24 protein-coding genes are annotated in these 26429 nt (G+C 33.8%); 16 read left to right on the plus strand and 8 right to left on the minus strand.

What is annotated here, in order from left to right; genetic code table 11:
• Positions 1-262: 262 nt before the first annotated feature.
• The 5 genes from deoC (at position 263) to AC1Q8M_RS05450 (ending at position 4672) form a co-directional block, all read left to right on the plus strand.
• A complete protein-coding gene (deoC, locus tag AC1Q8M_RS05430) occupies positions 263-934 on the plus strand; it encodes a deoxyribose-phosphate aldolase (protein WP_001017444.1) in 672 nt (223 codons plus the stop codon).
• Positions 935-1036: 102 nt separating this feature from the next.
• A complete protein-coding gene (locus tag AC1Q8M_RS05435) occupies positions 1037-2218 on the plus strand; it encodes a NupC/NupG family nucleoside CNT transporter (protein WP_000876171.1) in 1182 nt (393 codons plus the stop codon).
• 36 nt (positions 2219-2254) lie between these two features.
• Entirely contained in the window at positions 2255-3556 is a 1302-nt protein-coding gene (locus AC1Q8M_RS05440; protein ID WP_002093946.1) for a pyrimidine-nucleoside phosphorylase, read from the plus strand.
• A gap of 33 nt (positions 3557-3589) precedes the next feature.
• Positions 3590-3985 carry a cytidine deaminase gene (locus tag AC1Q8M_RS05445; RefSeq protein WP_000358533.1) on the plus strand — a complete coding sequence of 132 codons (396 nt, stop codon included), beginning with the start codon at positions 3590-3592 and terminating at the stop codon, positions 3983-3985.
• Positions 3986-4192: 207 nt separating this feature from the next.
• A complete protein-coding gene (locus AC1Q8M_RS05450; protein ID WP_000561069.1) occupies positions 4193-4672 on the plus strand; it encodes a CcdC family protein in 480 nt (159 codons plus the stop codon).
• A gap of 47 nt (positions 4673-4719) precedes the next feature.
• On the opposite strand, the gene AC1Q8M_RS05455 is transcribed toward AC1Q8M_RS05450, so the two are convergent.
• The gene (locus tag AC1Q8M_RS05455; RefSeq protein ID WP_001179618.1) at positions 4720-4950 is read right to left on the minus strand and encodes a DUF896 domain-containing protein; all 231 of its coding nucleotides are present in this window, start codon (positions 4948-4950) and stop codon (positions 4720-4722) included.
• A gap of 247 nt (positions 4951-5197) precedes the next feature.
• Between AC1Q8M_RS05455 and AC1Q8M_RS05460 the strand changes: the two genes are divergently transcribed.
• Complete coding sequence (locus AC1Q8M_RS05460; protein ID WP_000994723.1) at positions 5198-6112, plus strand: membrane protein; 915 nt, start codon at positions 5198-5200, stop codon at positions 6110-6112.
• A gap of 72 nt (positions 6113-6184) precedes the next feature.
• Here the strand turns inward: AC1Q8M_RS05460 and AC1Q8M_RS05465 are convergent, their stop codons facing one another.
• The gene (locus AC1Q8M_RS05465; RefSeq protein ID WP_000109165.1) at positions 6185-6892 is read right to left on the minus strand and encodes an alpha/beta fold hydrolase; all 708 of its coding nucleotides are present in this window, start codon (positions 6890-6892) and stop codon (positions 6185-6187) included.
• 143 nt (positions 6893-7035) lie between these two features.
• Between AC1Q8M_RS05465 and AC1Q8M_RS05470 the strand changes: the two genes are divergently transcribed.
• On the plus strand, positions 7036-7944 hold the full coding sequence (locus tag AC1Q8M_RS05470) for a LysR family transcriptional regulator (protein WP_097821602.1): 909 nt from the start codon (positions 7036-7038) through the stop codon (positions 7942-7944).
• 19 nt (positions 7945-7963) lie between these two features.
• On the opposite strand, the gene AC1Q8M_RS05475 is transcribed toward AC1Q8M_RS05470, so the two are convergent.
• A complete protein-coding gene (locus tag AC1Q8M_RS05475) occupies positions 7964-8680 on the minus strand; it encodes an urease accessory protein UreH domain-containing protein (protein ID WP_219993459.1) in 717 nt (238 codons plus the stop codon).
• Between the two features lie 15 nt (positions 8681-8695).
• Complete coding sequence (locus AC1Q8M_RS05480; protein ID WP_000683841.1) at positions 8696-9679, minus strand: F510_1955 family glycosylhydrolase; 984 nt, start codon at positions 9677-9679, stop codon at positions 8696-8698.
• A gap of 221 nt (positions 9680-9900) precedes the next feature.
• On the opposite strand from AC1Q8M_RS05480, the gene AC1Q8M_RS05485 reads away from it, so the two are divergent.
• Positions 9901-11184 carry an aminopeptidase P family protein gene (locus AC1Q8M_RS05485; RefSeq protein WP_061660351.1) on the plus strand — a complete coding sequence of 428 codons (1284 nt, stop codon included), beginning with the start codon at positions 9901-9903 and terminating at the stop codon, positions 11182-11184.
• 94 nt (positions 11185-11278) lie between these two features.
• On the opposite strand, the gene AC1Q8M_RS05490 is transcribed toward AC1Q8M_RS05485, so the two are convergent.
• A complete protein-coding gene (locus AC1Q8M_RS05490; protein ID WP_000687268.1) occupies positions 11279-11914 on the minus strand; it encodes a pentapeptide repeat-containing protein in 636 nt (211 codons plus the stop codon).
• A 362-nt stretch (positions 11915-12276) separates the two neighbouring features.
• Here AC1Q8M_RS05490 and AC1Q8M_RS05495 point away from each other — a divergent pair, with 362 nt between their 5' ends.
• Positions 12277-13917, plus strand: a complete 1641-nt coding sequence (locus AC1Q8M_RS05495) for a multicopper oxidase family protein (protein WP_090976169.1) — start codon at positions 12277-12279, stop codon at positions 13915-13917.
• Between the two features lie 51 nt (positions 13918-13968).
• Here the strand turns inward: AC1Q8M_RS05495 and AC1Q8M_RS05500 are convergent, their stop codons facing one another.
• Positions 13969-14514: a hypothetical protein gene (locus AC1Q8M_RS05500; protein WP_000458530.1), complete on the minus strand. Its 546-nt coding sequence runs from the start codon at positions 14512-14514 to the stop codon at positions 13969-13971.
• 322 nt (positions 14515-14836) lie between these two features.
• Here AC1Q8M_RS05500 and topB point away from each other — a divergent pair, with 322 nt between their 5' ends.
• Together topB and AC1Q8M_RS05510 are read left to right on the plus strand one after the other, a co-directional pair.
• Entirely contained in the window at positions 14837-16981 is a 2145-nt protein-coding gene (topB, locus tag AC1Q8M_RS05505; protein WP_000766771.1) for a DNA topoisomerase III, read from the plus strand.
• A gap of 270 nt (positions 16982-17251) precedes the next feature.
• Positions 17252-18499 carry a DUF4153 domain-containing protein gene (locus tag AC1Q8M_RS05510; protein WP_098365953.1) on the plus strand — a complete coding sequence of 416 codons (1248 nt, stop codon included), beginning with the start codon at positions 17252-17254 and terminating at the stop codon, positions 18497-18499.
• Positions 18500-18710: 211 nt separating this feature from the next.
• Here AC1Q8M_RS05510 and AC1Q8M_RS05515 read toward each other — a convergent pair whose 3' ends face one another.
• Positions 18711-19676: an arsenic resistance protein gene (locus tag AC1Q8M_RS05515; RefSeq protein ID WP_061660355.1), complete on the minus strand. Its 966-nt coding sequence runs from the start codon at positions 19674-19676 to the stop codon at positions 18711-18713.
• A 293-nt stretch (positions 19677-19969) separates the two neighbouring features.
• On the opposite strand from AC1Q8M_RS05515, the gene AC1Q8M_RS05520 reads away from it, so the two are divergent.
• The 5 genes from AC1Q8M_RS05520 (at position 19970) to AC1Q8M_RS05540 (ending at position 25398) form a co-directional block, all read left to right on the plus strand.
• Positions 19970-20662: an FMN-dependent NADH-azoreductase gene (locus tag AC1Q8M_RS05520; RefSeq protein ID WP_000522528.1), complete on the plus strand. Its 693-nt coding sequence runs from the start codon at positions 19970-19972 to the stop codon at positions 20660-20662.
• A gap of 238 nt (positions 20663-20900) precedes the next feature.
• Positions 20901-22259, plus strand: coding sequence for a branched-chain amino acid transport system II carrier protein (brnQ, locus tag AC1Q8M_RS05525; protein WP_001284785.1), 1359 nt, complete (start codon positions 20901-20903; stop codon positions 22257-22259).
• 85 nt (positions 22260-22344) lie between these two features.
• The gene (locus tag AC1Q8M_RS05530; RefSeq protein WP_000750850.1) at positions 22345-22764 is read left to right on the plus strand and encodes a VOC family protein; all 420 of its coding nucleotides are present in this window, start codon (positions 22345-22347) and stop codon (positions 22762-22764) included.
• Positions 22765-23093: 329 nt separating this feature from the next.
• Complete coding sequence (locus AC1Q8M_RS05535; protein WP_000114327.1) at positions 23094-24743, plus strand: copper resistance CopC/CopD family protein; 1650 nt, start codon at positions 23094-23096, stop codon at positions 24741-24743.
• Between the two features lie 34 nt (positions 24744-24777).
• A complete protein-coding gene (locus AC1Q8M_RS05540) occupies positions 24778-25398 on the plus strand; it encodes a YcnI family copper-binding membrane protein (RefSeq protein ID WP_000821388.1) in 621 nt (206 codons plus the stop codon).
• Between the two features lie 42 nt (positions 25399-25440).
• On the opposite strand, the gene AC1Q8M_RS05545 is transcribed toward AC1Q8M_RS05540, so the two are convergent.
• A complete protein-coding gene (locus AC1Q8M_RS05545; RefSeq protein WP_098360752.1) occupies positions 25441-26346 on the minus strand; it encodes a DMT family transporter in 906 nt (301 codons plus the stop codon).
• Positions 26347-26429: the final 83 nt, after the last annotated feature.

Here is a 26429-nt window from a genome sequence, read left to right on the forward strand (position 1 = left end):
TTATTTTGTTATGTATGAATGATAGGAGTCTTTTTTGAACACAAATTGCCTTTTTAAAAATAATTATGGATATGGAGATACATACTACCATTGTTAACATAGAAAATTTGATTATATATGAAGTGTTCTTTGTTAGAATGCGCTTTATTTACTACAAGAAAATGCCTTTTAAAAAAGAATGAACAAAATTTCAAAAGTGTATTTACATTTGTTCAACTAAGAGTTAGAATGAAGTTGTTAAAAGATATGAGGAGTGAAGATAATGAACATTGCAAAGTTAATTGACCATACAATTTTAAAAGCTAATACTACTAAAGAAGATGTTATGAAAGTAATCGAAGAAGCAAAGGAATATAAATTCGCTTCTGTTTGTATTAATCCTACATGGGTGAAGCTAGCTGCTGAAGAATTAGCTGGACATGATGTAGATGTTTGTACTGTAATCGGTTTCCCATTAGGAGCAAGCACGACTGAAACAAAAGCATTTGAAACAAAAGATGCGATCGCAAAAGGTGCAACTGAAGTTGATATGGTAATCAACGTAGGCGCTTTAAAAGACGGCGATAACGAGTTCGTTGAAAAAGACATTTATGAAGTAGTACAAGCAGCAAAAGGAAAAGCTCTTGTAAAAGTAATCATTGAAACTTGCCTATTAACAGATGAAGAGAAAGTACGCGCTTGTGAATTATCAGTAAAAGCTGGTGCTGACTTCGTAAAAACTTCAACTGGATTCTCAACTGGCGGAGCAACTGCTGAAGACATCGCATTAATGCGTAAAACAGTAGGACCAAACGTTGGTGTAAAAGCATCTGGTGGCGTTCGTACACGTGAAGATGCAGACAAAATGGTAGCTGCTGGAGCTTCTCGCGTTGGAGCAAGTGCTAGTGTTGCAATCGTATTAAATGATGCAAAAGGTGCTACAGATAACTACTAATCATTAATGAAGTGAAGAGCAATAGATACACAAAGTAAAGTGTATCTATTGCTTTAACAATTGAAAAAGATGTAAGCGGATACGAATGGGAGGGGAAGGCTTATGAAATACTTAATTGGTATTTTTGGCCTCGTATTGATTTTAGGTATCGCTTGGCTTGCTAGTAATAATAGAAAGAAAGTCAAATATCGCCCAATCATAACGATGGTTATTTTACAATTCATTTTGGGGTTTTTATTATTAAATACAAGTGTAGGGAATATATTAATTAGCGGAATAGCAGATGGTTTTGGAGAGTTATTAAAATATGCTGCTGACGGTGTGAATTTTGTATTTGGTGGATTAGTAAATCAAAAAGAGTTTTCGTTCTTTTTAAGTGTATTAATGCCAATCGTATTTATCTCAGCACTAATAGGTATATTGCAACACATTAAAGTATTACCTATTATTGTGAAATCTATCGGTCTAGCATTAAGTAAAGTAAATGGAATGGGGAAACTAGAATCATATAATGCTGTTGCTTCTGCGATTTTAGGACAATCTGAAGTGTTTATTTCAGTTAAGAAACAACTAGGATTATTGCCAGAGAAACGAATGTATACATTATGTGCATCTGCAATGTCTACCGTTTCAATGTCTATCGTTGGATCATATATGGTGTTATTAAAACCACAATATGTTGTAACCGCTTTAGTGCTTAACTTATTCGGTGGTTTCATCATTGCTTCTATAATTAACCCATATGAAGTTACTGAGGAAGAAGATATGTTAGAAGTACAAGAAGAAGAGAAGAAGACCTTCTTTGAAGTATTAGGGGAATACATTATTGATGGATTTAAAGTTGCGATTACAGTAGCAGCTATGTTAGTTGGTTTCGTTGCTCTTATCGCATTCATTAATGCAGTATTTAAAGGTGTAATCGGTATTTCATTCCAAGAAATTCTTGGTTATGCATTTGCACCATTTGCATTTATTATGGGTGTACCTTGGCATGAAGCAGTTAATGCCGGAAATATTATGGCAACAAAATTAGTATCAAATGAATTTGTCGCTATGACAGATTTAGCACAAGGAAACTTTAATTTCTCAGATAGAACGACAGCGATTATCTCTGTATTCTTAGTTTCATTTGCAAACTTCTCTTCAATTGGGATTATTGCAGGGGCAGTTAAGAGCTTAAATGAAAAGCAAGGGAATGTAGTCGCAAGATTTGGTTTGAAATTACTATTCGGTGCAACGTTAGTAAGTTTCTTATCAGCAACAATCGTTGGCTTATTATTTTAATAGATTCATATAATATAAAAAGGAATGGTGATTGTAATGAGAATGGTAGATATTATCGCAAAAAAACGTGACGGCAAAGAATTAACGACTGAAGAAATCAAATTCTTTATTAATGGATATACAGACGGAAGTATTCCTGATTATCAAGTGAGTGCACTTGCAATGGCAATCTTCTTTAAAGATATGACAGATCGCGAACGTGCAGATTTAACGATGGCGATGGTTGAGTCTGGAGAAACGATCGACTTATCGGCAATTGAAGGAATTAAAGTAGACAAACATTCAACTGGCGGTGTTGGTGATACAACAACTTTAGTATTAGGACCATTAGTTGCTGCTTTAGACGTACCAGTAGCAAAAATGTCTGGTCGTGGTTTAGGACATACTGGCGGAACAATTGATAAATTAGAGGCGGTAGAAGGATTCCACGTTGAAATTACGAAAGAGCAGTTCATCGATATTGTAAACCGTGACAAAGTAGCTGTTATTGGACAAACAGGAAACTTAACGCCTGCAGATAAAAAGATTTATGCATTACGTGACGTAACAGGAACTGTTAACTCAATTCCTTTAATCGCAAGTTCAATTATGAGTAAAAAAATTGCAGCTGGTGCTGACGCAATCGTACTTGATGTAAAAACAGGTGCTGGTGCATTTATGAAAACAGAAGAAGATGCAAAAGAATTAGCACATGCAATGGTACGTATCGGAAATAACGTAGGACGTCAAACAATGGCAGTTATTTCAGATATGTCACAACCTCTTGGATTTGCGATTGGTAATGCTCTAGAAGTGAAAGAAGCGATTGATACGTTAAAAGGTGAAGGTCCAGAAGATTTAACAGAATTAGTACTTGTATTAGGAAGTCAAATGGTCGTACTTGCGAAAAAAGCAAATACGTTAGAAGAAGCTCGTGAAATGCTAATTGAAGTGATGAAAAACGGAAAAGCAACTGCGAAATTTAAAGAGTTCTTAAGCAATCAAGGCGGAGATAGCTCAATTGTAGACAATCCAGAAAAAATGCCACAAGCGAAGTATGTAATTGATGTACCTGCAAAAACTTCAGGTGTTATTTCTAACATTGTTGCAGATGAGATTGGTATTGCAGCTATGTTACTTGGTGCAGGTCGTGCAACGAAGGAAGATGAAATCGATTTAGCAGTAGGATTAATGTTACGTAAAAAAGTTGGCGATGCAGTAAAAGAAGGCGAGCCGTTCGTAACAATCTACGCAAATCGTGAAAATGTAGAAGATGTAAAAGCAAAAATTTATGAGAACATCTCTATCGCTGAAACAGCAGTGGCTCCTAAATTAGTTCATACAGTTATTACTGACTAATGATCATTTCATTTACTTTGAGGGGGAAATAATATGGATAAGAAAAAATATATTGAAGAAGCAAACAAGATGTTATCGAAAGCGTATATTCCGTATTCTAAATTTCCTGTTGGCGCAGCGTTAGTTACGAAAGAAGGGAAAATCTATACTGGTTGTAATATAGAAAATGCTTCTTATGGTTTATGTAACTGTGCAGAAAGAACAGCAATATTTAAAGCGGTATCAGAAGGGGAGCGCGATTTTAGTTACTTAGTTATTACAGGAGAAACTGATGGACCGATTTCACCATGTGGTGCGTGTAGACAAGTAATTGCTGAATTCTGTGATCCGAAAATGCCTGTATTACTAACGAATGTAAAAGGTGATGAAAAAGAAGTGACTGTTGAGCAATTACTTCCAGGTGCTTTCACAATTGACGATTTAAAATAAGTTAAAAAGCCATTTTGCAATTATTAATTGCAGAATGGCTTTTTTGTTCATATTCCGTTCATAAACTTTGCGTAAAATGATTGCAGCGAATATGGAAAGTTTACAGCAGGAGGAATATAATGAAGAAATTCTATAATGCGGCATGTAGTTACTTATTGGTTTATGATTTTGCTAAAAAAGTCATTTAAATAGATAGGAGTGGAAAGTATGATAGCACTTTTATCAAGTGTCATAGCGGTTTGTATGGCTGTTGGGGTAATGTTTCTACGTTTTAAAGCAGCGAAAAAGCCGGTAACGAAAAAGAAAATTATATTACCACCAATTTTTATGAGTACAGGCGCGATGATGTACTTTTTACCAGATTTTCGATTAACATCGTTAGAAATAGTCGAGGCAATTAGTATAGGGATTATTTTCTCTATTTTTCTTATTAAAACAACTAAGTTCGAAATAAAAGGCGAACATATATTTATGAAACCGTCAAAAGCATTCATATTCATTTTAGTAGGCTTATTAGCTGTACGCGTGGCATTAAAGTCATATTTAAGCCAATCAATTGATTTGGCAGAGTTAAGCGGCATGTTTTTCTTACTAGCATTTGCGATGATTGTGTCGTGGAGAATTGCGATGTATCGCTCGTTTACTAAATTAGAAAAGACAATAAACAGAGCTGGAATTTCTATATAGGAAATCCAGCTCTGTTTATGTTTTATTGAAATTCTTTAGCGCGGAACTCATTTGCTTAATTTTAAACGTATTTGAGCATCTTGTAATGCAACTGGTGTAACGTTAAGACCATTCGAATCAACAATTTTTGTATTTAATAAAATGGAATCTAGGCTTCCACGAAATGTTTCTGTATAGTTTTGACGTAACATTTGTTGTTCTTGTTTTTCATCAACTGTTAATCCAGATGTTCTTTCTTTTTTTGATAATTCATTAATACGGAATAAAATGTTTTGCATTTGTTTTCACCTCTAGTTAGAATTAATTACATTAGTTACTTACTAATGTATAGTTATTTTAACCTATCTTTCATTAAGTGTCAACGTCTATAAAAATTTCTTTTTTGTAAGAGCATGGAGTGAAAAAGGATGTGAATAACTTAATGATACTTGAAATAGAAAAGATGTTAATATACAATACCGTAGTAGGGTATAAAATTAGTTGTTTTACATTATGAAAGAAATGAGCACAAAGGAGTATGTAATAATGAATGCAGTAATTTCAAAGAAAGAAACAATCATCTCATATACGATTGCTATTTTATTTATTTTAGCCATGGTAACAGCGGGTGTGTTATTAAATGATCCGGAAGTTATTCTGCCGGAAATAGCAGCGATGGCAATTGCTTTATGGGCGTATCGTGAGCCAGGATGGTTAAGGCAACCAGAAAAAATCTTCATTGCACCTTCAATAACAGCTGTGATTGGTTTTATGGTGAATCAAATGGATATTGCTTATTTAGGGAAAGTAAGTTTAACGCTTGTATTCATGATGCTTTTTTTACGTGTAATTCAATCCAATTTAGCACCATCTATTGCGACAGGTTTATTACCATTAGTAACAAATGCGACGGAATGGTCATTTGTTATCGCGGTATTCGCTTTAACATTTATTTTAATGGTTGGTGTTCTTATATTTAAATTGAATAACGGTATTAAGCGAAAAGTGCAAATACAGTATAAATATATGACTGTATTTCTCATACTAAATTTCGTATGGATTAGTTTATGTTGGATAACTGGTTATGAACAATTAGCAGTTATTCCACCAATATTAGTTGTTGTATATGAATCACTTCAAAAGCCGATGTACAATGAAAAAATGGCTTTTAAACAAATAGTAGTATTAACTACATCTGCAACTGTTGGAACAATATTGTACTTTGCGATTGATTCATGGATTGTAGTCACTTTATTAAATATGATATTAATGCTTATTTTATTAAAAATTGCTGGTGTACGTATTCCAGCAGTGTATGCATTTCCATTATTGCCGCTCGTATTTCCAGATGGAATGATAAAGATGTTACCAGTAGCTTCATTTGTTGCGGGAGTATTTTTATTTGGTGCAGTACTACTGTATAAAAAGTGGGAGATGAAGCAAAAGGGCATGGCAATGTAGATAGAGTAAAGATAGCTTTTAATTAGTAAAATAAATAGACACCTGTGAGTGTCTATTTATTTTATGAAAAATTTAGTTTAATTCATTTAAGTAATGAACAAGTTCCGATGCTTTAGAGAAAAATGGAGAATGATCAGCTTCTAAAGTAATAATTTTCTTGCAAGGTGTTTCTGTATTCATTCGGCGCTGAAAATCAATTGGAATCGCTCTATCTAGAGTCGTTTCAATATAAATGCGATCTATGGCTCCAAAGTTTTCTTCAGATATTTTCAGCTCTTGTTGGAAGGGTCCTAATGGTTGAGGACGCATTTGATTAAAAGATGCTTCTTTAATAGAACCGTCTTCTGTAGCATTTAAAAATGTTTGTTCAATTAGATTAGGTATAAGTTCAGCAGTCAAGTCATTTTCATTTATAGTGAATTGCGGGCCATCTTCTCCGTCTAATTTACTACCAAGACTTTCTCCATTTCGTGGTAAGAAAGCACAAAGATATACTAATTTATCGATTTTATTTGGTATAAGTTCAGCAGTTTGAGTAATAACGATTCCACCCATACTATGTCCAACAAGAATAACCTTTTCATTTTGTTGATTTATATTAGCTGTTACTGCATCAACATAGGAATCTAACGTTATATTTTGTGAAGGAGTTGTATCTTTCCCACTTCCAGGTAAGTCTAGTGTAATAACAGTGTGACCTAAAGCCTCTAGTTGAGGTTTTACTAATTCCCATGCCCATTCACCTTGCCATGCTCCATGTACTAAAATGTAAGTACTCATTTAATCAACACTCCTCTAGGGTATATAAGTTTCATCTATTTGTAATATTGATGATGTATACTCAGTGTAAATGAAGTGGTTTCATAAATATAATGAAGGTTATTTATAGATGATATAAATATATTTTATATAAGGAGAACAGAATGAATGTTTTTGATTTTAAAGTCTTTACATATGTGGCTCGTTTAAATAGTATTAGTCTGGCAGCAAAGGAATTACATATGACACAGCCAGCAATAACCCATATTATTAACAAATTAGAGAAACGATATGCTATAACGTTATTTGATCGCTCTAGACAAGGAACGATTCTAACTGAAAATGGCAAAGAATTTTTAGTTGGTGTGAATCGACTTCTAATGGAGTATGAAAAACTTGAGGAAACAGCTTTCCAGTTGAAGAATAAAAGCTTGTATAAAATTGTACTAGCTACGTATCCTTCCGTTACTGTATATTGTTTGGCGGAGTGTATTCAACTAGGGAATATTGATCATAGTCAATATGTACTTGCAGTTCGAGAAGGAAGCTATCAAGAAGTGTTAGATTGGCTATCATCAGGTAGTGCAGATTTTTCTATTTCTATAAAAGAAAATTTAATACAAGGATTTCATTATGATGTCATTGGTGAAGATCCGTATGTTATGGTTTCTTCAAAAAAAGTTCTGCCTAACCTTACTATTAATGATATAAAAAATTATCCTTTTATTATGCCACTTTCTGGTTGCAAAGAAGTGCTCGAACCGTATTTGATGAAAAATGAAATAACAGTTAATAAAGTGATGGAGTCAGAATCAATTAGTTCAGCATTAGCACTTACTATACAAGTTAATGGTATAACAATCGTTCCGTTATCAGGACTACATAAGCAAATTATTCATGACTTCATTGTACAGCCGATAGAAATTACAATTCCACGACAACTTATTATGCAATGGTCACCTAAAAAAGAGAATGACCCGCTGTTTCTCGCGTTTGTTAAGAATTTATTAGCTCAACTACAGCAAAAGAAAAAAATGAATATAATATTACAAAAGATAAGCTCATTTCACTAGAGCTTATCTTTTGTATGTATTACCAATAAAGAGCAGTATCATAAAATCCGATTAAAATAAGGAGAAAACCAGCTATACGCTGAATGCTATTTCCTATTTTCCTACTCTTCTTTAGTAATGCCCCGTTTAATCCCAGATAGGAGATGAAGGACATTAATACGACGATAGGAAGCGCAGTTCCTATCGAAAAGAACGTTGGAAACAAGTACCCGTAATTAAATGATAAAGATAAAGGGATTAACGTTCCAAAAAATAGAACGAACATAGTCGGACAAAAAGCTAAGGAAAAGAAGAATCCGAGTAAAAATGAACCAACTTCATTTTGATTTCGTATAAATTTAATCGAGAAGAAATATCTTCTTTTTATAATACCTGACAACAGTAGCCCCATTAAAATTAATAGGGGTCCCATCATTTTTCGTAACCATGGAAAATACAAAGTCAATATTTGCTGAATCTCTTTTCCTAAAAACCATACTAATAGTCCAAGCGTCGTAAAAGCCATTATTTTTCCTAAAATGAATAAAAGTATATGTTTCCATACATGTCCCTTTTGTAAAGATTGGTTGCTATAAAGTGTAATAGCACTAATGTTTCCTGTTAATTGGCAAGGAGCAAGGGTACCTACTATGCCTAATAAAAACGAAAATAAAAGAGGTACAGATTTCGTAGCATTCGCGGCATCCATTAAAGGAGACATGAGTTGATAGCTCCATTCACTTATTGTTGAAAACACGTTATATTCACCCTTCTACTTAAATTGGAATGTTCCTTCATTAGCAATCTGCTTCCACGTATTACCCTCATCTGTAGAGAGGAATACATTTGATTTCATTGTAGCAAATACGATTTCGGCTGAATTTTGAGGGTTTTGTGAAATATACATAATTGCATCTTTAGAATCTAAAGGTGGAATTTGTATGTTTGTTTCTTCATTTGTAGCAATTGATTTCTTCGTTACGATTTGCTTATTAATAGGGGCGTAAATAACATCTTCATTACTTAATGTAATTGCGGTCGATTCAAGTGATTTAGCGAATAGTTCAAATGTATTTCCGTAATCTGTAGATAAGTAAACACCGTCTTTAGCACTTACCGCGACTACACTAGATTGATTCGGATGTACTGAAAAGGAATGAATCGTACTTGAAAGACCTTTTAACTTACTATTTTTCCATTCTTGTCCGTTGTTCGTACTGAAATAAAAACCTTGTTGTAATTTAGAATTAGGGCGTTCGTTGTATAAATAAATTGCTTCCGTATTATATCCGACAGCAAGGTTATGAAAATCGGATTCTCCATAAAACGCTAGCTTTTCAAGGGTATTACCGCCATCAGAACTTTTCAATAATCCTAAAGGATTTTTTAAATTTGCACCTGGTTCAGGGTGACCACTGGCAAAGAATCCGTTCTTCGTTGCCTGAAATCCCATATAATCATGTAGCTCAGTCTTAGTTTTAAACCATTTTCCATTTTGATAAACTTTTATCCCGCTATGAGTGGCGATAGAAATCCCAGACATATTTCCTGCATAACCAATTCCGTGAATGTGCTCGATTTTTCCAGATGTAATTTCTTTATAGAAGTCTTGCGGACTCGTATTTGCTGTTTCTGTATTTTTTGGTTGAGATTGCGCCGTTTCGTTCTTCACTGGTGCTGTTTCGAAGTTGCTAGAACATCCAGAAATTATTAATAAAGAAGTAATTGCTAAACCTGTTGCTACATAATGTTTCAAATTTGTAGACCCCTTTCCTATACATGAGATTTTAAGTATATGGAATAAATATCAAGAAATTGTGGAGTGATATGCATAATTTAGCGTGGAAGGGGCCCTAGTAATGAAAATTCTCCTTTTGCTATGAGTATAATTAATTGACGAAAAATTATAACAATAATAGAATGAATTGTATTGATGATTAGTTTCACAAGCATACATAGAATACTAGGGGGATTATTATGAAATCAACATTTTTTGCTCAAAATAGAGAAAGACTAACGAAAACATTACCTGATGAATCCGTTACGATTTTATTTGCGGGACAAGCACCGCATATGTCAGCTGATGCACATTATAAATTTGTACCGAATCGTAATTTTTACTACTTAACGGGAATCGATGAACCAAATGTTATTTTTATGCTGAAAAAGTTTGGGAATAGTGTAGAAGAGACACTTTTCATTGAAAAATCAGATCCAGTAATGGAAAAATGGGTTGGGAAGACAGTTTCTAGCGAAGAAGCAGAGGGAATTTCAGGTATAAAGAAAGTTTTATATTTAGATAGCTTTGAAAAAGCAGTATCAAATATACTCTTTACAGAAAATGCGAAGCATCTATATTTAGATATAGAACGTCGCGAGTGGAATGGTACGGAGACAAAAACATTAGCATTTGCTAAACATGTAAGAGAAAAATATCCACACGTAACAATTGGTAATGTATATCCGAACATTTGTGAATTACGAGTTTTTAAAACTGAGGAAGAAATTGAAATTATTAAAGAAGCGATTGCTATAACGAAAGACGGTATTTACAACGTACTTAAGCATGCAAAAGTAGACATGATGGAGTATGAATTAGAAGCTCAATTTGATTTTACACTGAAATCATCTGGCATTAAGCATCATGCGTTCAATACAATTTTGGCAAGTGGTAAAAATGCTACAGTTCTTCATTATGAAGATAATGATGCACAAATTCAAAATGGTGATTTAGTATTGCTAGATTTAGGTGCTCAAAAAGACTACTATAACGCTGATATTAGTTATACATTCCCGGCAAATGGAATATTCTCTAGTCGTCAAAAACAAATTTATAATATTGTATTAAAAGCATTAAAAGAAACAACAGAGATTATTAAGCCGGGATTAAAGTTCGCTGCATTAAATGAGCATACAAAAAAGGTACTGGCAGAAGAGTGTAAAGCAATTGGTTTAATTCAAGAAGATGAAGAGTTATCAAAATACTATTATCATGGTGTCAGCCATTTCCTTGGTTTAGATACACATGATGTAGGAACATATAAAGATAGAATGTTAGAAGAAGGTATGGTTATAACAATTGAACCTGGTCTTTATATTGAAGAAGAATCAATTGGAATTCGTATTGAAGATGACATTCTTGTAACGAAAGACGGGTATGAAAACTTGTCAAAAGATATCATTAGAGAAGTTGAAGAAATTGAAGAATTTATGAGTGTAAATAATGAACATGTAAAAGGAAACCAAGCTGTAGTTAAATAATAAAAGAGTCATCACTAATTTATTTGAACTTTATCTCGAATCGTGGACAATTAAAAAATCCATGATTCGGGATAGGGTTCTTTTCTTCGAAATACTAATCTTTAATTATTAATCCTAATAAAGTAGCAAACTGAACAGCTTGATATGTTGATACTTTACATCCTCTTAAATCGTTCACTGAAACTGTAAGTGTATCAAAGGTAGAAGAACTAATATCTATCCCCTTCAGTGATGTCTGATCAAAATTAGCTTCATCAAGACTACATAATTGGAATTCAACTTTTTTAAGTTTACAGTCAAAAAAATCTGCATTATTTAATGAAGTTTCATTAAATATAATTTTTTCTAGTTTAGAATTCCCAAATGCTGCTAAATTCAAAATTGAATTCTCAAATTTAACATTTCCTAAGCTAGATTCTGCAAAATTAACCCCGATTAATTTACTGTTTTTAAATTCGACTCTATGAACAGAAGAATTGCTTAAATTAACATTTGATAAATCGCAGTTTTCAAAACAAACATCTGTAATATCAATATTGCTAAAGTCTGTATTAGTGAATTTACAATTCTTTATCACTGCATCATACAATCGCACTCTATCTACAGATTCATTTTCGAAAGTGGAGTCTATAATTTCACACACTTCTAATGTTGGATCTTCTTCATAAAAAATATCTTGAAAATTCTTTGAAGATAACTCTGGTGAAATTTTTGGTCTATCAATTTTCATCGTATATCAATCCTCTTCTATTTGATATATTTGTGTAATTTGAGTCCATTGTCTGTAAAGAACATTAGTTCTTATTATACAAAAATCTAAGTTCTTTTGTGAAGAGCATTTTAGCTACATTTTTCTTATTTAATAATAGCAGTGTTATTGTTTCTTAAGAAATAACGTCAAAACAAATACGAGAACGGCTAATATAGTCGCTACAAGGAAAGCATTTTGTATTTCTAAAATATTCGCCTCTTGTAATGTCTCCGCTTTTAGTAATCTTCCAATTAGCTTACGTAAGATCTAATTACATCTCCTTATTTTCTTGAAAATCAACTTCTATAATGATTTTGAAAAAGAAAAAGGAGGGATTTTCCATGAAGCGATTTGTATTAGCAGCCATTACAGTCTCTGTAATATTTTTAATTGCTGCCTGTTCTGTGACGACAAATACAACAAATGATCATAAAAATATGAATGATAAAAAAACACTACAGACTGAAACAGCTACAACACCATTGAAGGTTGAAAAAGGACCAGAAGTTACTTTAATAGCGAAAGAAGAAAAGCAAAAATTAAGTAACGGTGTTATTGTTCCAGTCTGGACATTTAATGGCTCATCTCCTGGTCCAGAAATTCGGGTGAAAAAAGGTGAAAAGGTGAAAGTGACATTAAAAAATGAATTATCTGTACCAGTATCCATTCATTGGCATGGATATCCTGTCCCAAATAACATGGATGGAATTCCAGGCGTGACACAAGATGCAGTTGAACCAGGAAAAAGTTTCACTTACGAATTTGAAGCGAACGTACCAGGAACGTACTGGTATCACTCGCATCAAGATTCTGTAAATCAATTAGATAGAGGTTTGTATGGAGCGCTCATTGTAGAAGATACAAAGGAAAAATATGATAAAGATTACACATTAATGTTGGATGAATGGGTTACAGATAAAGAAGAAATTAAAAAGCAGTTAAAAGAAATGACAAAAGGGCAAATAGGTAATAAATCTAAAGGTGATGAAAATACGAAAAAGAATGACGATAAGAACGGCATGGATCATTCCGGTATGGACATGGGCAGTGATCAAAAAGACTCTGGCAATATGACAGGAATGGACCATGGAAATATGAAGATGGAAGGTCATGATATGAGTATGTATGATTTATTCACAATCAATGGAAAAAGCGGTGATTTAGTAGTGCCATTGAAAGTGAATAAGGGAGATAAAGTTCGTCTTCGACTTGTTAATGCTGGTTATCTATCACATGATATACATGTTCACGGTCATGATATAAAAGTAATTGCGACAGATGGTCAACCAATAAACAATCCAAAAGTTATAAAGGATAAAGTAATTTCAATCGCACCGGGTGAACGTTATGATATTGAATTTACTGCTAATAATCCTGGGAAGTGGTATGTTGAGGACCATTCAAAAAATAAAGGTGCAAAAGGAATGAAAGCTGTTATTGAGTATGATGGCAGCAAAGAGATGAAAGATAAAGCAGATGAAAAGGGAAAATTAGCGAAATTAGATATGACGAAATATGGTGCTAAAAAATTAGGTAGTTTCACGTTAAATCAAGAGTATACTGCCACATATAATATGGACTTAAATACGCAAATGAATGAAAATGAAATGGTATATACAATTAACGGAAAGGTATTTCCGGATATTGACCCAATTCAAGTAAAAAAGGGTGATTTAGTAAAAGTGAAATTGGTAAATCGTTCTAAAATGGATGATCACCCAATGCATTTACATGGTCACTTCTTCCAGGTGTTGAGTAAAGATGGAAAACCGATAGAAGGTTCTCCAATTGTAAAAGATACATTGAACTTAAAACCAGGAGAAGAATATGAAGTAGCCTTTGTAGCAGACAATCCCGGTGAGTGGATGTTCCACTGTCACGACCTACATCATGCTTCAGCAGGGATGGTAACGGAAGTGAACTATACAGATTATAAATCTGACTATGTTCCAAACCAAAACATTCCTAATAAGCCAGAATAATAGGAAGCAGTTATCCTATGGATAGCTGCTTATTCATTTTTGTTGCAAGTACTAATTTATATGTTGATTATGCCCAGGTGAAGGTGCAGGAGTATGATGTGGGAATGTCGCGAATACGGCAACTATAATTACTACACTGATTGAAAGTAATAACAAAAAACGCTGTTGGATAAAAGTAGAAAAGTTCTCCGATAACAATTGAATCACACAGGACATAGTAATCGTTATAGTAAGTAAAAGGCTAATGAACAATATACTATGAGCTTGTTGAGCGTTTAACATTTCTGTAATCATTGCTCCCATCATACTTGCCATTAATCCAGAGAACAGTCCTTCTAAAGCAGTATATAGGTGAAAACGTAGACCCACTAAAAAACCGATAAAACCACTAATTAAAATAGCAAGTAAAGTAGAATATAGTAATTCCCCCTTAAAGAGAATGCCTAAATAAAAACCAATACTTAAACCGATACTCATACTAAAAGACATAATAAATACCATATACTCCATTAGGGTACCCTTACGTTTAGAAATATTGGATGCAATAAGAATTGAGGTACAGCAAAGTGTTAAGGTAGTTAACGTATAAGCAAACATTATGATACCTCCTTGTCCTATCGTTCATTTCATCATATGTGTACTTATGATAATTTATATCTGCATATTATCTGCACAATTTCATAGATGTAAGCAAAGGAACGCTTGATTTTTTAGGGCGTCTTTTTTAATTGTAAGCATGTGAAAGAAATTGTTATATTATGAGTTTCTATTGTGAAGCCATAAAGAATAAGCGTATAATATTATAGGTCTCACATTTGCGAGACAAACCGCGAATGATAAATAAGATTGTTGTTTTATCATCGCTTCTAAACATATAGACAATGAAAGTAACACTGGAATACAGATAGGGAGTTATAAAATGAAATTAATTATTGCCGAGAAACCAGATCAAGGGTTGGCTCTTGTTTCACAGTTTAAATATCGCCGGAAAGATGGATATTTAGAAGTAGAAGCAAATGAGTTATTTCCAAATGGAGCGTACTGTACATGGGCAATTGGTCATTTAACGCAGTTATGTAATCCAGAGCATTATCACGCAGAGTGGAAAAAATGGTCACTTAATACATTACCGATGATTCCAGAGCGTTTTCAATTTGAAGTAACAAAGTCAAAGTATAAGCAATTTAACGTTGTGAAACAGCTGTTACATAATCCACAGGTAACAGAAATTATTCACGCAGGCGATGCTGGGCGTGAAGGGGAACTGATTGTACGAAATATTATTAATCTTTGTAACGTGCAAAAGCCGATGAAACGTCTATGGATTTCATCTTTAACGAAGCAAGCTATTTACCAAGGATTTAAAAATCTACTTGATGAATCAGATACAATTAATACGTATTACGAAGCATACACAAGATCTTGCGCTGACTGGGTTGTTGGTATGAATGCATCACGTGTCTTTAGTATTTTGTTAAAGAAAAAAGGAATGAATGATGTATTTTCTGCTGGTCGTGTCCAAACACCAACGTTAGCATTGATTGTAAAGCGAGAGAAAGAAATTGAAAACTTTAAGTCAGAGCCTTTCTGGGAAGTGTTTGCAACCTTTAATATAGAAGGAAAGAAATATGACGGAAAATGGGAAAAGGATAATGAATCCCGCTTAAAAGACCCTGATATGGCGAATAAAATTGCGGCATTTTGCCAAGGGAAACCGGCTGTTGTGAAGGAAATGAAAACGGAGCGTAAAGAGTTTCAGCCGCCGCTTTTATTTAACTTATCATCACTGCAAGCAACGGCAAATAAAGCCTTTAAGTTTTCACCGAAAAAGACGCTTGATATAACGCAAGCACTCTATCAAAAAGGGATTGTTTCTTATCCACGTTCAGATTCTAACTATGTTACACAAGGAGAAGCAGCGACGTTCCCTGATATTTTACAGAAGTTAAGTCAGTTTGATGAATATAAAGGCTTATTACCGGCTCCGGTTGAATCCATTATGAATAACAAGCGTTATGTAAATGAAAAGAAAGTAACAGATCACTACGCAATTATTCCGACAGAGCAAGTTACAAACCCAAGCAGACTATCAGGTGATGAAAAGAAAATATACGATATGATCGTAAGAAGGCTTATTGCAGCTCATTATGAAGTTGCAATCTTTGACTATACAACGATTGTAACGCTTGTAGATGAACGTGCTGAATTCATTTCAAAAGGAAAACAGCAAATTCAAGAAGGTTGGCGTAAAGTTATTTTCCAAGACGATAAAGATGACGAAACCATTCTTCCAATTGTAGCTGAAGGCGAAGAAGGAAAAGTTGTAAAGGTGAAAGTGAAAGAAGGAAAAACACAGCCACCGAAGCGCTATACAGAAGGACAACTTATTACGTTAATGAAAACAGCTGGTAAGTATTTAGAGAATGAAGAGCTGGAGAAAGTATTAAAGAAAACAGAAGGTTTAGGTACGGAAGCGACTCGCGCAGGTATTATTACGATGCTGAAAGACCGTAAGTATATAGATGTAAAGAAAAACCAAGTGTATGCGACTGATAAAGGAAAAGTATTAATTACCGCAATTGGTGATAAAATACTAGCTTCACCGGAAATGACTGCGAAATGGGAACAACGTCTTGCGGAAATTGGTGAAGGTACAGCTTCACCAGCTACATTTATGGAACAGACGAAAAAGCTATCAGCTAAAATTATTGAAGACGCAGTGGAAATGTCTGAGAAGTGGGATTTCACGGGACTACATGTTGAATCGATTGAACGGAAAGGATCGAAATTTACAACGGGTAAAAAGGTTGGTAGCTGTAAAAAATGTGATGGTGATGTAATTGATAAGTCAACGTTTTACGGTTGTTCTAACTATAATACAACGCAATGTGATTTCACCATTTCAAAGAAGATATTAAGTAAAACAATTTCGCAAAAGAATATGACAAAGCTCTTAAAAGGTGAAAAGACTGATTTAATTAAAGGTTTTAAAAAGGGCGAGAAAACGTTTGATGCGAAATTAGAGTGGAAAGATAATAAGATTAATTTTGTGTTTGAGAATTAAGTTGTTTCAACAAATAAAAAAATATGATAATTAAACTGTATCCTATAGAATAGACACTTAAAAAAAGTCTATTCTATAGGATATTTTTTTGAATAAGTAGTACTATATATTTATATTTAAAATAAAATATACAATAAAAAAATCTTTATAATTGATAATTATTTATTGTAAAACAATAAATAATGTATTAAAATCAATATCATAATAAATCAGTGAGGTGCTTTTTATAGAAAGATAACACCGCTGTTTTTTATTAGAGGAGGTAAAACTATGAACAAGCACAATTTGATTATTGAAAATATGGATAACCCTCATGAGTTGGAGAGAATGTATAGAAAAGACCCGAAAGCTTTTAAAAAATCATTCTCACAAGCATGGGATGAAAAACCTGATTCTCAGGTTCTAGCTGCTTGGTATGAAAGATTGCATTTCAAGGAGACGGCAAAGAAAGAAAAAGTATCGTTGTTTCAAAAAGGTTTCTTATTCATGGGCCTTTTAGCTATTCTGGCCGGCATAAGCACCAGGATCATTTTCCACTTTGTTGAGCAGGAAGCAATTGCTCCAATTAACTTGGCTTTTGGTGTAATTCCCTTTATTGCTGCTTATTTTGTTTACAATAATACTCCCAAAAAAAGTATTATTTATTCCCTTGCAGCGTTGTTCCTTATTTCCGGGATGTATCTTAATACGTTGCCATTAAATTATAAAGACAGTACCATTCTTGCTTATTTACATCTTCCTATATTTTTATGGGTCTTAGTAGGGCTTGCGTTTACAGGAAATGAATATTCAAAAGGCAGTACAAGATTAGCCTATATAAAATTTAATTTAGAATATTGTCTTCTCTACGCCAGCATGGCAGTGAGCGGAATGATACTAGCAGTATTCACCATGCGTTTATTTAGCTTTGTTGACTTAGATATAGGAGAATTCTATTTTAGTAATGTTGTTTTATTTGGAGCAGCGGCTCTCGCTATTGTGGCTGCATACTTAGTATCAATGAATCTTAAGCTTGCTAAAAATATTACACCATACATATCTAAAATTTTTAGTCCTCTCGTCCTGATCACGTTGCTTATCTATCTTATAACGGTAATTTGGGTCGGGAAAAATCCGTTCTTGGATCGCAATTTCCTAATGGCCTTCAACGGAATCCTCCTTGGTGTATTGGCTGTTACCATATTTTCTATCGTTGAAAGTGACTCGGACGAGAAAAAGAATATTTCAGATTATATAAATTTTTCCTTAATTGTTCTGGCGCTTATTATTGACACTGTCGCATTGTCAGCCATAGTATTTAGACTTTCTTCTTACGGGATTACACCTAATAGACTTGCTGTTTTAGGAGTAAACATACTGATTTGGGCAAATCTCATTTGGATTATGTTTGCCTATATGCGTTTCTTGCAAAATAAATCAGGACCAAAAGCTATCCAAGATGCCGTTACGAAGTATTTGCCAATATACGGACTTTGGGCAGCTTTCGTTATATTTACGTTTCCTATCATTTTTAATTAGAAAGGATCTGTTAATGCGGGAGTGGTGAGGGCTAATAATCATTGGGGGATGAACAAAACCCCCAATGATTAAAGTTTCACTTTATTACAATTGGTATTATTACGTTTGTAGTTTCGGTAATTTCATTTGTATTGATAAATAAGAAATAAGAAATAAGTGTTGTATGTAATCTTTCCATAATAAAAAACGTCCCAAAATGGGACGTTTTTTATTATGCGTATTGCCGTTTTTTCTTAATAAGCAACAAAACTTGTGAAACACAAGCTAGTACCGGTAACTCAATCAACGGTCCAATAACGAGTGCAAGTGCGATAAGAGGCTCGTCTGGAAAAGCTGTTACAGCGATAGCGAGTGCAACAGGTGAGTTTCTTGCTAACGTTGTTAAGCTTAGACTTACTGTATCTTTGTAAGATAAATGCATGATGCGTCCGATAAATTGTCCTAGTAAAAAATTAATGATGAAGAACAATAGAACAGGAACGAGTAATAATAAAACGACATTCATATTTTGCAGTAAATATTTACCTTGTGATGCAAACATCGCTACTATTGCTAAACTTAAAAATACAATTTGAGCAGAGCTGAAAAACGGAATGAGTTTATTCTCGAGAGTTTCAGCTTTTTTCATTTTATTCATAATGAATTTTGTAGCGTGTGCAAGTATAAATGGTAAGACGATTACGATAACAATACTTTCTACTAAAACAGAAACCGCTACAGTTTTCATGACACCAGCAAATAAAAATAAATAAATTGGAAGGAGTAGTACTTGCAAAATTAAATTTACAGGTAAAATTGCAGTAGAAAGTGCTACATTTCCTTTCGCTATTTCAGTAAAGATTAAGTACCAATCTGTGCATGGAGTAACCATTAACATTATAAATCCAACCCAAAGTGCTGGATGATCTGAAAGAAATAGTGCTCCTAATCCCCAAGCGAGTAAAGGTGTCCATAAGAAGTTAATAGTAAGACTTGTTCCAGCAAATTTTAAATTACGAAATCCGTTTTTTATTTCTTTTAATGGGATGCTGAGGAATAATCCATATAGCATGAAAAATAAGAAGGGGACAATAAACTGGTCTGAATACGTATGTATCATATTAAATTGTCCGAGTACGATGCCGCATGTAACAGCAAAAAGAATAATAAAAGTTTGAATCTTTTCTATAGTGCTCATGAATAAATCCTTTCTATATATGAATTTTCCTCTCTAAGTTTATTATACAAGTAATAAAGATGTATTTGGTGTTCAATTGTATTTTAGTTAATATTTTTAAATTGAGATTTTATTTTTTATTAAAAGTTACTTGACTAAAGTAAGTGACTATATTACAATCACTTACATAAGGTAATTAAATAACAAAAAGTTTTGATAGCTTAACTTAAGGTATCTATTGGAACTTTTTCTTAGAATAAGAATTTTTATGATGATGAATAATGAATATGAAAAGAAAGATTAGGTGAAGAAAAATGGGACTATTTAGCTCATTATTTGGTAAAAAAGAAGAAAATACGAATGTAGAGGGGAATAAAAAAATGTCAAAAGTATTATTTGTAAAAGCAAACGATCGTCCAGCGGAGCAAGCAGTTAGTTCAAAAATGTATGAAACATTTGTAAGTACTTATAAAGAAGCAAATCCAAATACAGAAATTACGGAATTAGATTTATTTGCATTAGATCTTCCTTATTACGGAAATATCGCGATTTCAGGTGGATATAAACGTAGCCAAGGCATGGAGTTAACAGCTGAAGAAGAGAAGGCAGTTGCTACAGTAGATCAATATTTAAATCAGTTTTTAGAAGCTGATAAGGTTGTATTTGCATTCCCATTATGGAACTTTACAGTACCAGCACCATTAATCACATATATTTCATACTTATCTCAAGCTGGAAAAACGTTTAAATATACAGCAAATGGCCCAGAAGGTTTAGTTGGTGGTAAAAAAGTAGTTGTGTTAGGTGCTCGTGGTTCAGATTACTCTTCAGAGCAAATGGCTCCTATGGAAATGGCAGTTAATTACGTAACAACTGTACTTGGATTCTGGGGAATTACAAATCCAGAGACAGTTGTAATTGAAGGGCACAATCAATATCCAGATCGTTCACAACAAATTGTTGAAGAAGGTCTAGAAAACGTTAAAAAAGTAGCAGCGAAATTTTAATTTATGATAGTAAATGGAAAAACCAACATGGATGACCGTGTTGGTTTTTTAGTCTATTTTTCATGTTAAAAAATGTATATTTATAAAATAAAAGAAAAGTTCGAAAATAGTATTGCAAAATATTATATAGCAAACTATAATGAGTTCAAGAATAGTTGATACTTAAATTAAATATTCAGAAAATTCAATTAGTTAAAATTGGAAAATGAGATAAGGAAATTTGAATGGGGGTTATAATATGGCGAATAAAGTACCGTTTTCGTTCATAGTAGTTATTGGATTAATGTTATTTGCACTATTTTTTGGAGCAGGAAATTTAATTTTCCCAGCGATGCTTGGTCAATCAGCAGGAGAGAATGTATGGATTGCTAACGCTGGATTTTTAGTAACTGGTGTTGGATTACCATTACTAGGTGTACTAGCATTTGGTTTTTCAGGTAAAGATGATTTACAGTCATTAGCAAGCCGTGCTCACCCAGTGTTTGGGATTGTATTTACAACAGTTTTATACTTAGCGATCGGTCCGTTATTTGCAATACCGAGAACAGGAAATGTATCTTATGAAATTGGTCTTAAGCCGTTTATGCCAGAGGGAGTAGGTTCTACACCTTTAATTCTTTTCACAATTATATTCTTTAGCATCACTTGTTTTTTTTCGCTAAATCCCGCGAAAATTGTCGATATTGTTGGAAAAATTTTAACGCCAATTAAGTTGACTTTCATCGGTATTTTAGTAATCGTTGCTTTTATACATCCGATTGGAGATATGCAAGCACCAGTGGAAGCTTATACATCACATGCATTCTTTAAAGGATTCCAAGAAGGATACTTAACGATGGATACGCTCGCATCATTCGTATTCGGGATTATCATCATCAATGCTATTAAAGAAAAAGGTGCGAAAACGAAAACACAAATTATGGTCGTTTGTGCAAAAGCGACAATAATTGCAGCATCTATTTTAGCAATTATCTATACAGCTCTTTCTTATATGGGTGCTTCAAGTGTTGCAAAGCTTGGACATTTAGAGAACGGCGGAGAAGTATTAGCGAAAGTTTCTAACTACTATTTCGGATCATATGGCGGAGTATTATTAGGATTAATGATTACAGTAGCTTGTTTAACAACTAGTGTGGGACTTGTATCAGCATGTTCTTCATTCTTCCATAAGTTATTCCCAAATGTTCCTTACAAAGCAATTGCAATCACACTATGTGTATTTAGTGCAATTGTTGCAAACGTAGGATTAACACAGTTAATCGCAGTTTCTGTTCCAGTATTAACAGCAATTTATCCACTAGCAATCGTATTGATTTTCTTAACATTCTTCCATTCATTATTCAAAGGAAGAGCTGAAGTTTATCAAGTGAGCTTAATCGTAACATTTATCATCAGCTTATTCGATGGATTAAGTGCAGCTGGAGTTAACATTGAAGTAGTAAGCCAAGTGTTCACTAAATTCCTTCCGATGCAGGAAGTAGGATTAGGCTGGATCTTCCCAGCGATTATCGGTGGATTTATCGGATATGGCATTAGCGTTGTAAAAGCAAAAAATCAAGTTCAACCAGCAACTAGAGCGGATAAGAAAATAGGTTAAATAAAAAAGTTATAGAACTTGTTTCTATAACTTTTTTTGTTACTATTGATAAGGATAGAAAAAATAAAGTAGTAGGGGAAATAAAATGAAAAAAACAATTGATCATATCGGCATCGCAGTTCGAGATATAGATAGTACGATACGTTTTTATGAAAATGTGTTACTAGGAACTTTAATAGATCGTTACGTAAGTGAAGCTCCTGGTGTGGAAAGCGAAGTAGCCATTCTTGAAGTGGATGGAGATAGAATTGAATTACTTGCACCGACGAATAATACGACGTCGCCAATTGCCAGATTCATCAAACAAAAAGGTAAAGGTGTACATCATGTTGCATATCGAGTAGATGATTTAGATGTAGCTTTAGAAGAGTTAAAGGAGCAAGGCATTCGAACGTTAGAGCATACACTTCGAATTAATAAACACGGCAGAAGATTAATTTATCTTAACCCAGCGGATACTGAAGGAACGATTATCGAGTATTGTGATTATCCGGAAGAGAAATAGAAGAGGGATATTTTTTTAAAGGTGTTACGTAATAACGTAATACCTTTTTATTTATGTATTTCACATTTTCTTCACAAATGATTCACGATAACTTTTCTTCTTTGATAACTTACATAAATATATTTTATGATATAATAACAATCGACTTTAAAAATGTAAGTTGTATCTATCATAATAGTTACTATTATATTGGAAGTTTAGAGGTGGAAGAGAAATAAAGAGTTATACTTTATAGAAATTTATATTTAATCAGGTTAATATTTCTACGGAGAATCAAACTTCGGAAGTTAAAGTAATGAAAATAGAGCGATGAGGAAGAAAGAAGTGAAATGAGTGTGAAAGTAATGAGAAGATTAGGGACATGGTTATTACTTGCGTGTGTGCTTATCATATTGATACCGAAAAGTGCATCTGCTCATGCGTATGTTGTGAAATCAAACCCTACGGAAAATGAAACGTTGAAGAGAGCACCATCTGTTGTGAAAATTGAATTCGATGAGGACATACAAGTTTCACGTTTTAATACATTGTATGTGAGAGATACATCAGGTAAAAGAGTCGATTTAAAAGATGCTCATATTGATAAAAAAAATAAAAAACTATTAGAAGCCGGATTAAAAGAAAATCTCAAAAATGGTCTCTACTCTATTCAGTGGAAAGCTATTTCAGCTGATGGGCATCCAATTCAAGGGGTTATTCCATTCCGTATTGGATTAGCGGAAGCGGGAACAGACGATGTACAAGTGGAAGAGATGGGGTATGTCCCGCAAATCGATATGATTATGGAACGTGGAATTTTATATACAAGTTTCTCGCTATTTTTAGGAGTTCTCTTCTTTAATCTTATTATGTATAAAGGGAATGCAACCTCGGTTCGATCAAGGAGTAAGAACATAATATGGATCTCCTTATTTGGGATATTTATTAGCTTGTTATTCAACCTACCATTGCAAGCGAAAATAAATGCCGATGTTTCGTGGCTAGAAGCATTCAACCCTTTACTATTAAAAGAAACATTACAGCTTTCTGTTTTTGGTTATGTATGGATTACTCAAATGGTTCTCATTAGTACGCTTATAATTGTTACGTATTTTGCGGTGAAGCATGAGAAGTTTTCGTCGTTTAAAGTATGGAGTATTCCAATACTATTGTTTATAGGGTTACTTGTTATGAAGGCCTTTAATAGTCACGCATACGGTTTAAAGTTTAAAGACATTGCTGTCGTTATGGATTTTCTACATTTATTCGCAGCTTCATTATGGGCTGGTGGTTTATCATCTATTATTCTTCTTTTACGTAATGAGGATAACAAGTGGCATATGTATTGGGATATGATTAAGCGTTTTTCACCGTGGGCAACAGGTGCTGTCATCGTGATTTTAATAACAGGCCTTTTTAACAGTACATTTTTTATTCCAACAATCCACTCGTTATTTGATACGAAGTATGGATTGGCTTTATTAACAAAGATACTTTTATTCATTTTCATGGGGATATTGGGAATTATTCATTATGTGAAAGGGAGGATGCGAGCACAGCAAGGATTAGGAGCTACGGTGAAAGTAGAGTTTGTCATTGGAATTATCATTTTCGTAATCGTAGCTTTTATGACAAACGTACAAACACCACCGATGCCTCCTACTGGACCATTTACAGAGAGTAAGCAATTAGATAATGGATATGAACTTACGCTAAATGTAAGTCCGAATAAGGTAGGTCAAAATAAATTCCATATTACACTAAAGGATGAAAAGGGACAGCCTATTACTGATATGGAACAAATGATATTGACGACTCAATCATTAGATATGAACATGGGAAACGGTTCATTTAAAGTTTCAGCAGTTTCACCGGGAGAATATGAAGCAGAAGGTATGTATATTAACATGACAGGAAACTGGAATATACATGTTCATGGATTAACAAAATCTCTGGATAGCTTCGATACAGATTATAAATTTATTGTAGGTGGCAGATAAAGAGGCGTTATAGATGAAAGGGAGTTAATAGAAAATGAAACGTATAAAAAAATTAGGAACAACAATGATCGCAACAATAATTGCAATGGGAATCTTTTCGTTACCTGTTAGTGCTCATGTGACGGTAAAGCCAGAAACTTCTGATGTTAATTCATGGGAGACTTACACAATAAAGGTACCAGTTGAAAAAAATATAGCAACAACAAAAGTCACACTAAAAATACCGTCTGGCGTTGAGTTTCAACAGTATGAGCCAGTGCCAGGGTGGAAAGTGGAAGCGCAAAAAGATAGTGCTGGAAAAGTGAAAACTGTAGTATGGGAAGCGACAGGAGAAGGGATTTTAACCGGTCAATTCCAACGATTTACTTTCGTCGCTAAAAATCCGGATAAAGAGCAAAAAATAGCTTGGGACGCATATCAACAATATAAAGATGGAGAAATTGTTGAATGGACAGGTGATGAAAAAGCTGAAAAACCACATTCACTTACTACAATTGCAAAAGGTACGTCATTAACAGGAGAACATGGTGAAGTGTCTAGTGTAGAAAAGAATGAAGGTACTAGTAATATGCAAGTAATAGCGATTGTCTTATCTATTTTGGCGATTGTATCGTCGGTTGGTGCGTGTGTTTTTGTAGTACGTCGTAAAAAGTAAGACGTAAGAAAGAGCCTACAAACAGTAGGCTCTTTCTTACGTTTATTTCAATTCAACTTGCTGCCTTATAGCAAGTGTTTTCGGTTTTATATTTACAAAACAAATACTCACAACAATAAATAATAGTCCGATGAATAAGCTAATGGTAATAGCCTCATGTAAGAAAATTGAACTTACAATAATAGCTATTAGTGGAATGAGGAAGGTATAAGCCCCAACTTTACTTGCTTCACCAGCTCCAACAAGTGTGAAGTATGCAAGCCACCCCATTGCAATAACAAAGAATGAAATAAAGAGAAGTACGCTAACAAATGGCATACTCCAAGCGATACTAGACCAGCTTTCAAACTCTGAACCAAATCCAATTAAGCAAAGGCCACCAATAATAAGCTGAAGTGTTACCATCCAAATGGCATTAACACGGTGACCAGTCTTCTTAATGAATACTGTGCCAAGTGCCCAGCCAATAGCGCATCCTAACGCGAGAAGGATTCCAATAACAGAAATATGTCCTGTTAAACTGCTTGAGCTAATAACGCCTACACCAATAAATCCGAGAACAAGCCCGAAAATTTTCAAGCCGTACATTGATTCTTCAAGCCATATCCACGAGAAAATACCGAGTAAAACTGGTTGTAGAAATACAATGGCGGAAAATAACCCAGCAGGCATATATTGAAGGCCGACAGTTTGTAATCCGTAAAATATAATGATGTTAAGTAAAGAAGAAATAACGTATAAATGCCACGTTTCTTTTAAATGTAACTCTTTGTATTTCGGTAATGCGAACAGGAGTAAAATGAATCCTCCAATTAAAGTTCGAACGCCTGCGAATAAAACAGGTGGTGTATAATGCAGGGCAAACTTTGATAAAGGCCAATTGATTCCCCACATGAAAACGAGAAAGGTAAGGATTATGGCCGTCTTAGTTCGAGAAAGCTGTGTCACTGAAAGACCTCCTTGTTGTTATTCATTTCACTATGATATGATATCGACTGTAATAAATAAAATGAATCTTTTTTATGAGGAGT

It is taken from the genome of Bacillus sp. GW823-FHT06A10 (genome assembly GCF_058795375.1).

What these genes read in the sequence shown, in the direction of transcription:
- deoC (WP_001017444.1), top strand. Translation starts at nt 263, where the DNA reads ATGAACATTGCAAAGTTAATTGACCATACAATTTTAAAAGCTAATACT.
- AC1Q8M_RS05435 (WP_000876171.1), top strand. Translation starts at nt 1,037, where the DNA reads ATGAAATACTTAATTGGTATTTTTGGCCTCGTATTGATTTTAGGTATC.
- AC1Q8M_RS05440 (WP_002093946.1), top strand. Translation starts at nt 2,255, where the DNA reads ATGAGAATGGTAGATATTATCGCAAAAAAACGTGACGGCAAAGAATTA.
- AC1Q8M_RS05445 (WP_000358533.1), top strand. Translation starts at nt 3,590, where the DNA reads ATGGATAAGAAAAAATATATTGAAGAAGCAAACAAGATGTTATCGAAA.
- AC1Q8M_RS05450 (WP_000561069.1), top strand. Translation starts at nt 4,193, where the DNA reads ATGATAGCACTTTTATCAAGTGTCATAGCGGTTTGTATGGCTGTTGGG.
- AC1Q8M_RS05455 (WP_001179618.1), bottom strand. Translation starts at nt 4,950, where the DNA reads ATGCAAAACATTTTATTCCGTATTAATGAATTATCAAAAAAAGAAAGA.
- AC1Q8M_RS05460 (WP_000994723.1), top strand. Translation starts at nt 5,198, where the DNA reads ATGAATGCAGTAATTTCAAAGAAAGAAACAATCATCTCATATACGATT.
- AC1Q8M_RS05465 (WP_000109165.1), bottom strand. Translation starts at nt 6,892, where the DNA reads ATGAGTACTTACATTTTAGTACATGGAGCATGGCAAGGTGAATGGGCA.
- AC1Q8M_RS05470 (WP_097821602.1), top strand. Translation starts at nt 7,036, where the DNA reads ATGAATGTTTTTGATTTTAAAGTCTTTACATATGTGGCTCGTTTAAAT.
- AC1Q8M_RS05485 (WP_061660351.1), top strand. Translation starts at nt 9,901, where the DNA reads ATGAAATCAACATTTTTTGCTCAAAATAGAGAAAGACTAACGAAAACA.
- AC1Q8M_RS05490 (WP_000687268.1), bottom strand. Translation starts at nt 11,914, where the DNA reads ATGAAAATTGATAGACCAAAAATTTCACCAGAGTTATCTTCAAAGAAT.
- AC1Q8M_RS05495 (WP_090976169.1), top strand. Translation starts at nt 12,277, where the DNA reads ATGAAGCGATTTGTATTAGCAGCCATTACAGTCTCTGTAATATTTTTA.
- AC1Q8M_RS05500 (WP_000458530.1), bottom strand. Translation starts at nt 14,514, where the DNA reads ATGTTTGCTTATACGTTAACTACCTTAACACTTTGCTGTACCTCAATT.
- topB (WP_000766771.1), top strand. Translation starts at nt 14,837, where the DNA reads ATGAAATTAATTATTGCCGAGAAACCAGATCAAGGGTTGGCTCTTGTT.
- AC1Q8M_RS05510 (WP_098365953.1), top strand. Translation starts at nt 17,252, where the DNA reads ATGAACAAGCACAATTTGATTATTGAAAATATGGATAACCCTCATGAG.
- AC1Q8M_RS05515 (WP_061660355.1), bottom strand. Translation starts at nt 19,676, where the DNA reads ATGAGCACTATAGAAAAGATTCAAACTTTTATTATTCTTTTTGCTGTT.
- AC1Q8M_RS05520 (WP_000522528.1), top strand. Translation starts at nt 19,970, where the DNA reads ATGGGACTATTTAGCTCATTATTTGGTAAAAAAGAAGAAAATACGAAT.
- brnQ (WP_001284785.1), top strand. Translation starts at nt 20,901, where the DNA reads ATGGCGAATAAAGTACCGTTTTCGTTCATAGTAGTTATTGGATTAATG.
- AC1Q8M_RS05530 (WP_000750850.1), top strand. Translation starts at nt 22,345, where the DNA reads ATGAAAAAAACAATTGATCATATCGGCATCGCAGTTCGAGATATAGAT.
- AC1Q8M_RS05535 (WP_000114327.1), top strand. Translation starts at nt 23,094, where the DNA reads ATGAGTGTGAAAGTAATGAGAAGATTAGGGACATGGTTATTACTTGCG.
- AC1Q8M_RS05540 (WP_000821388.1), top strand. Translation starts at nt 24,778, where the DNA reads ATGAAACGTATAAAAAAATTAGGAACAACAATGATCGCAACAATAATT.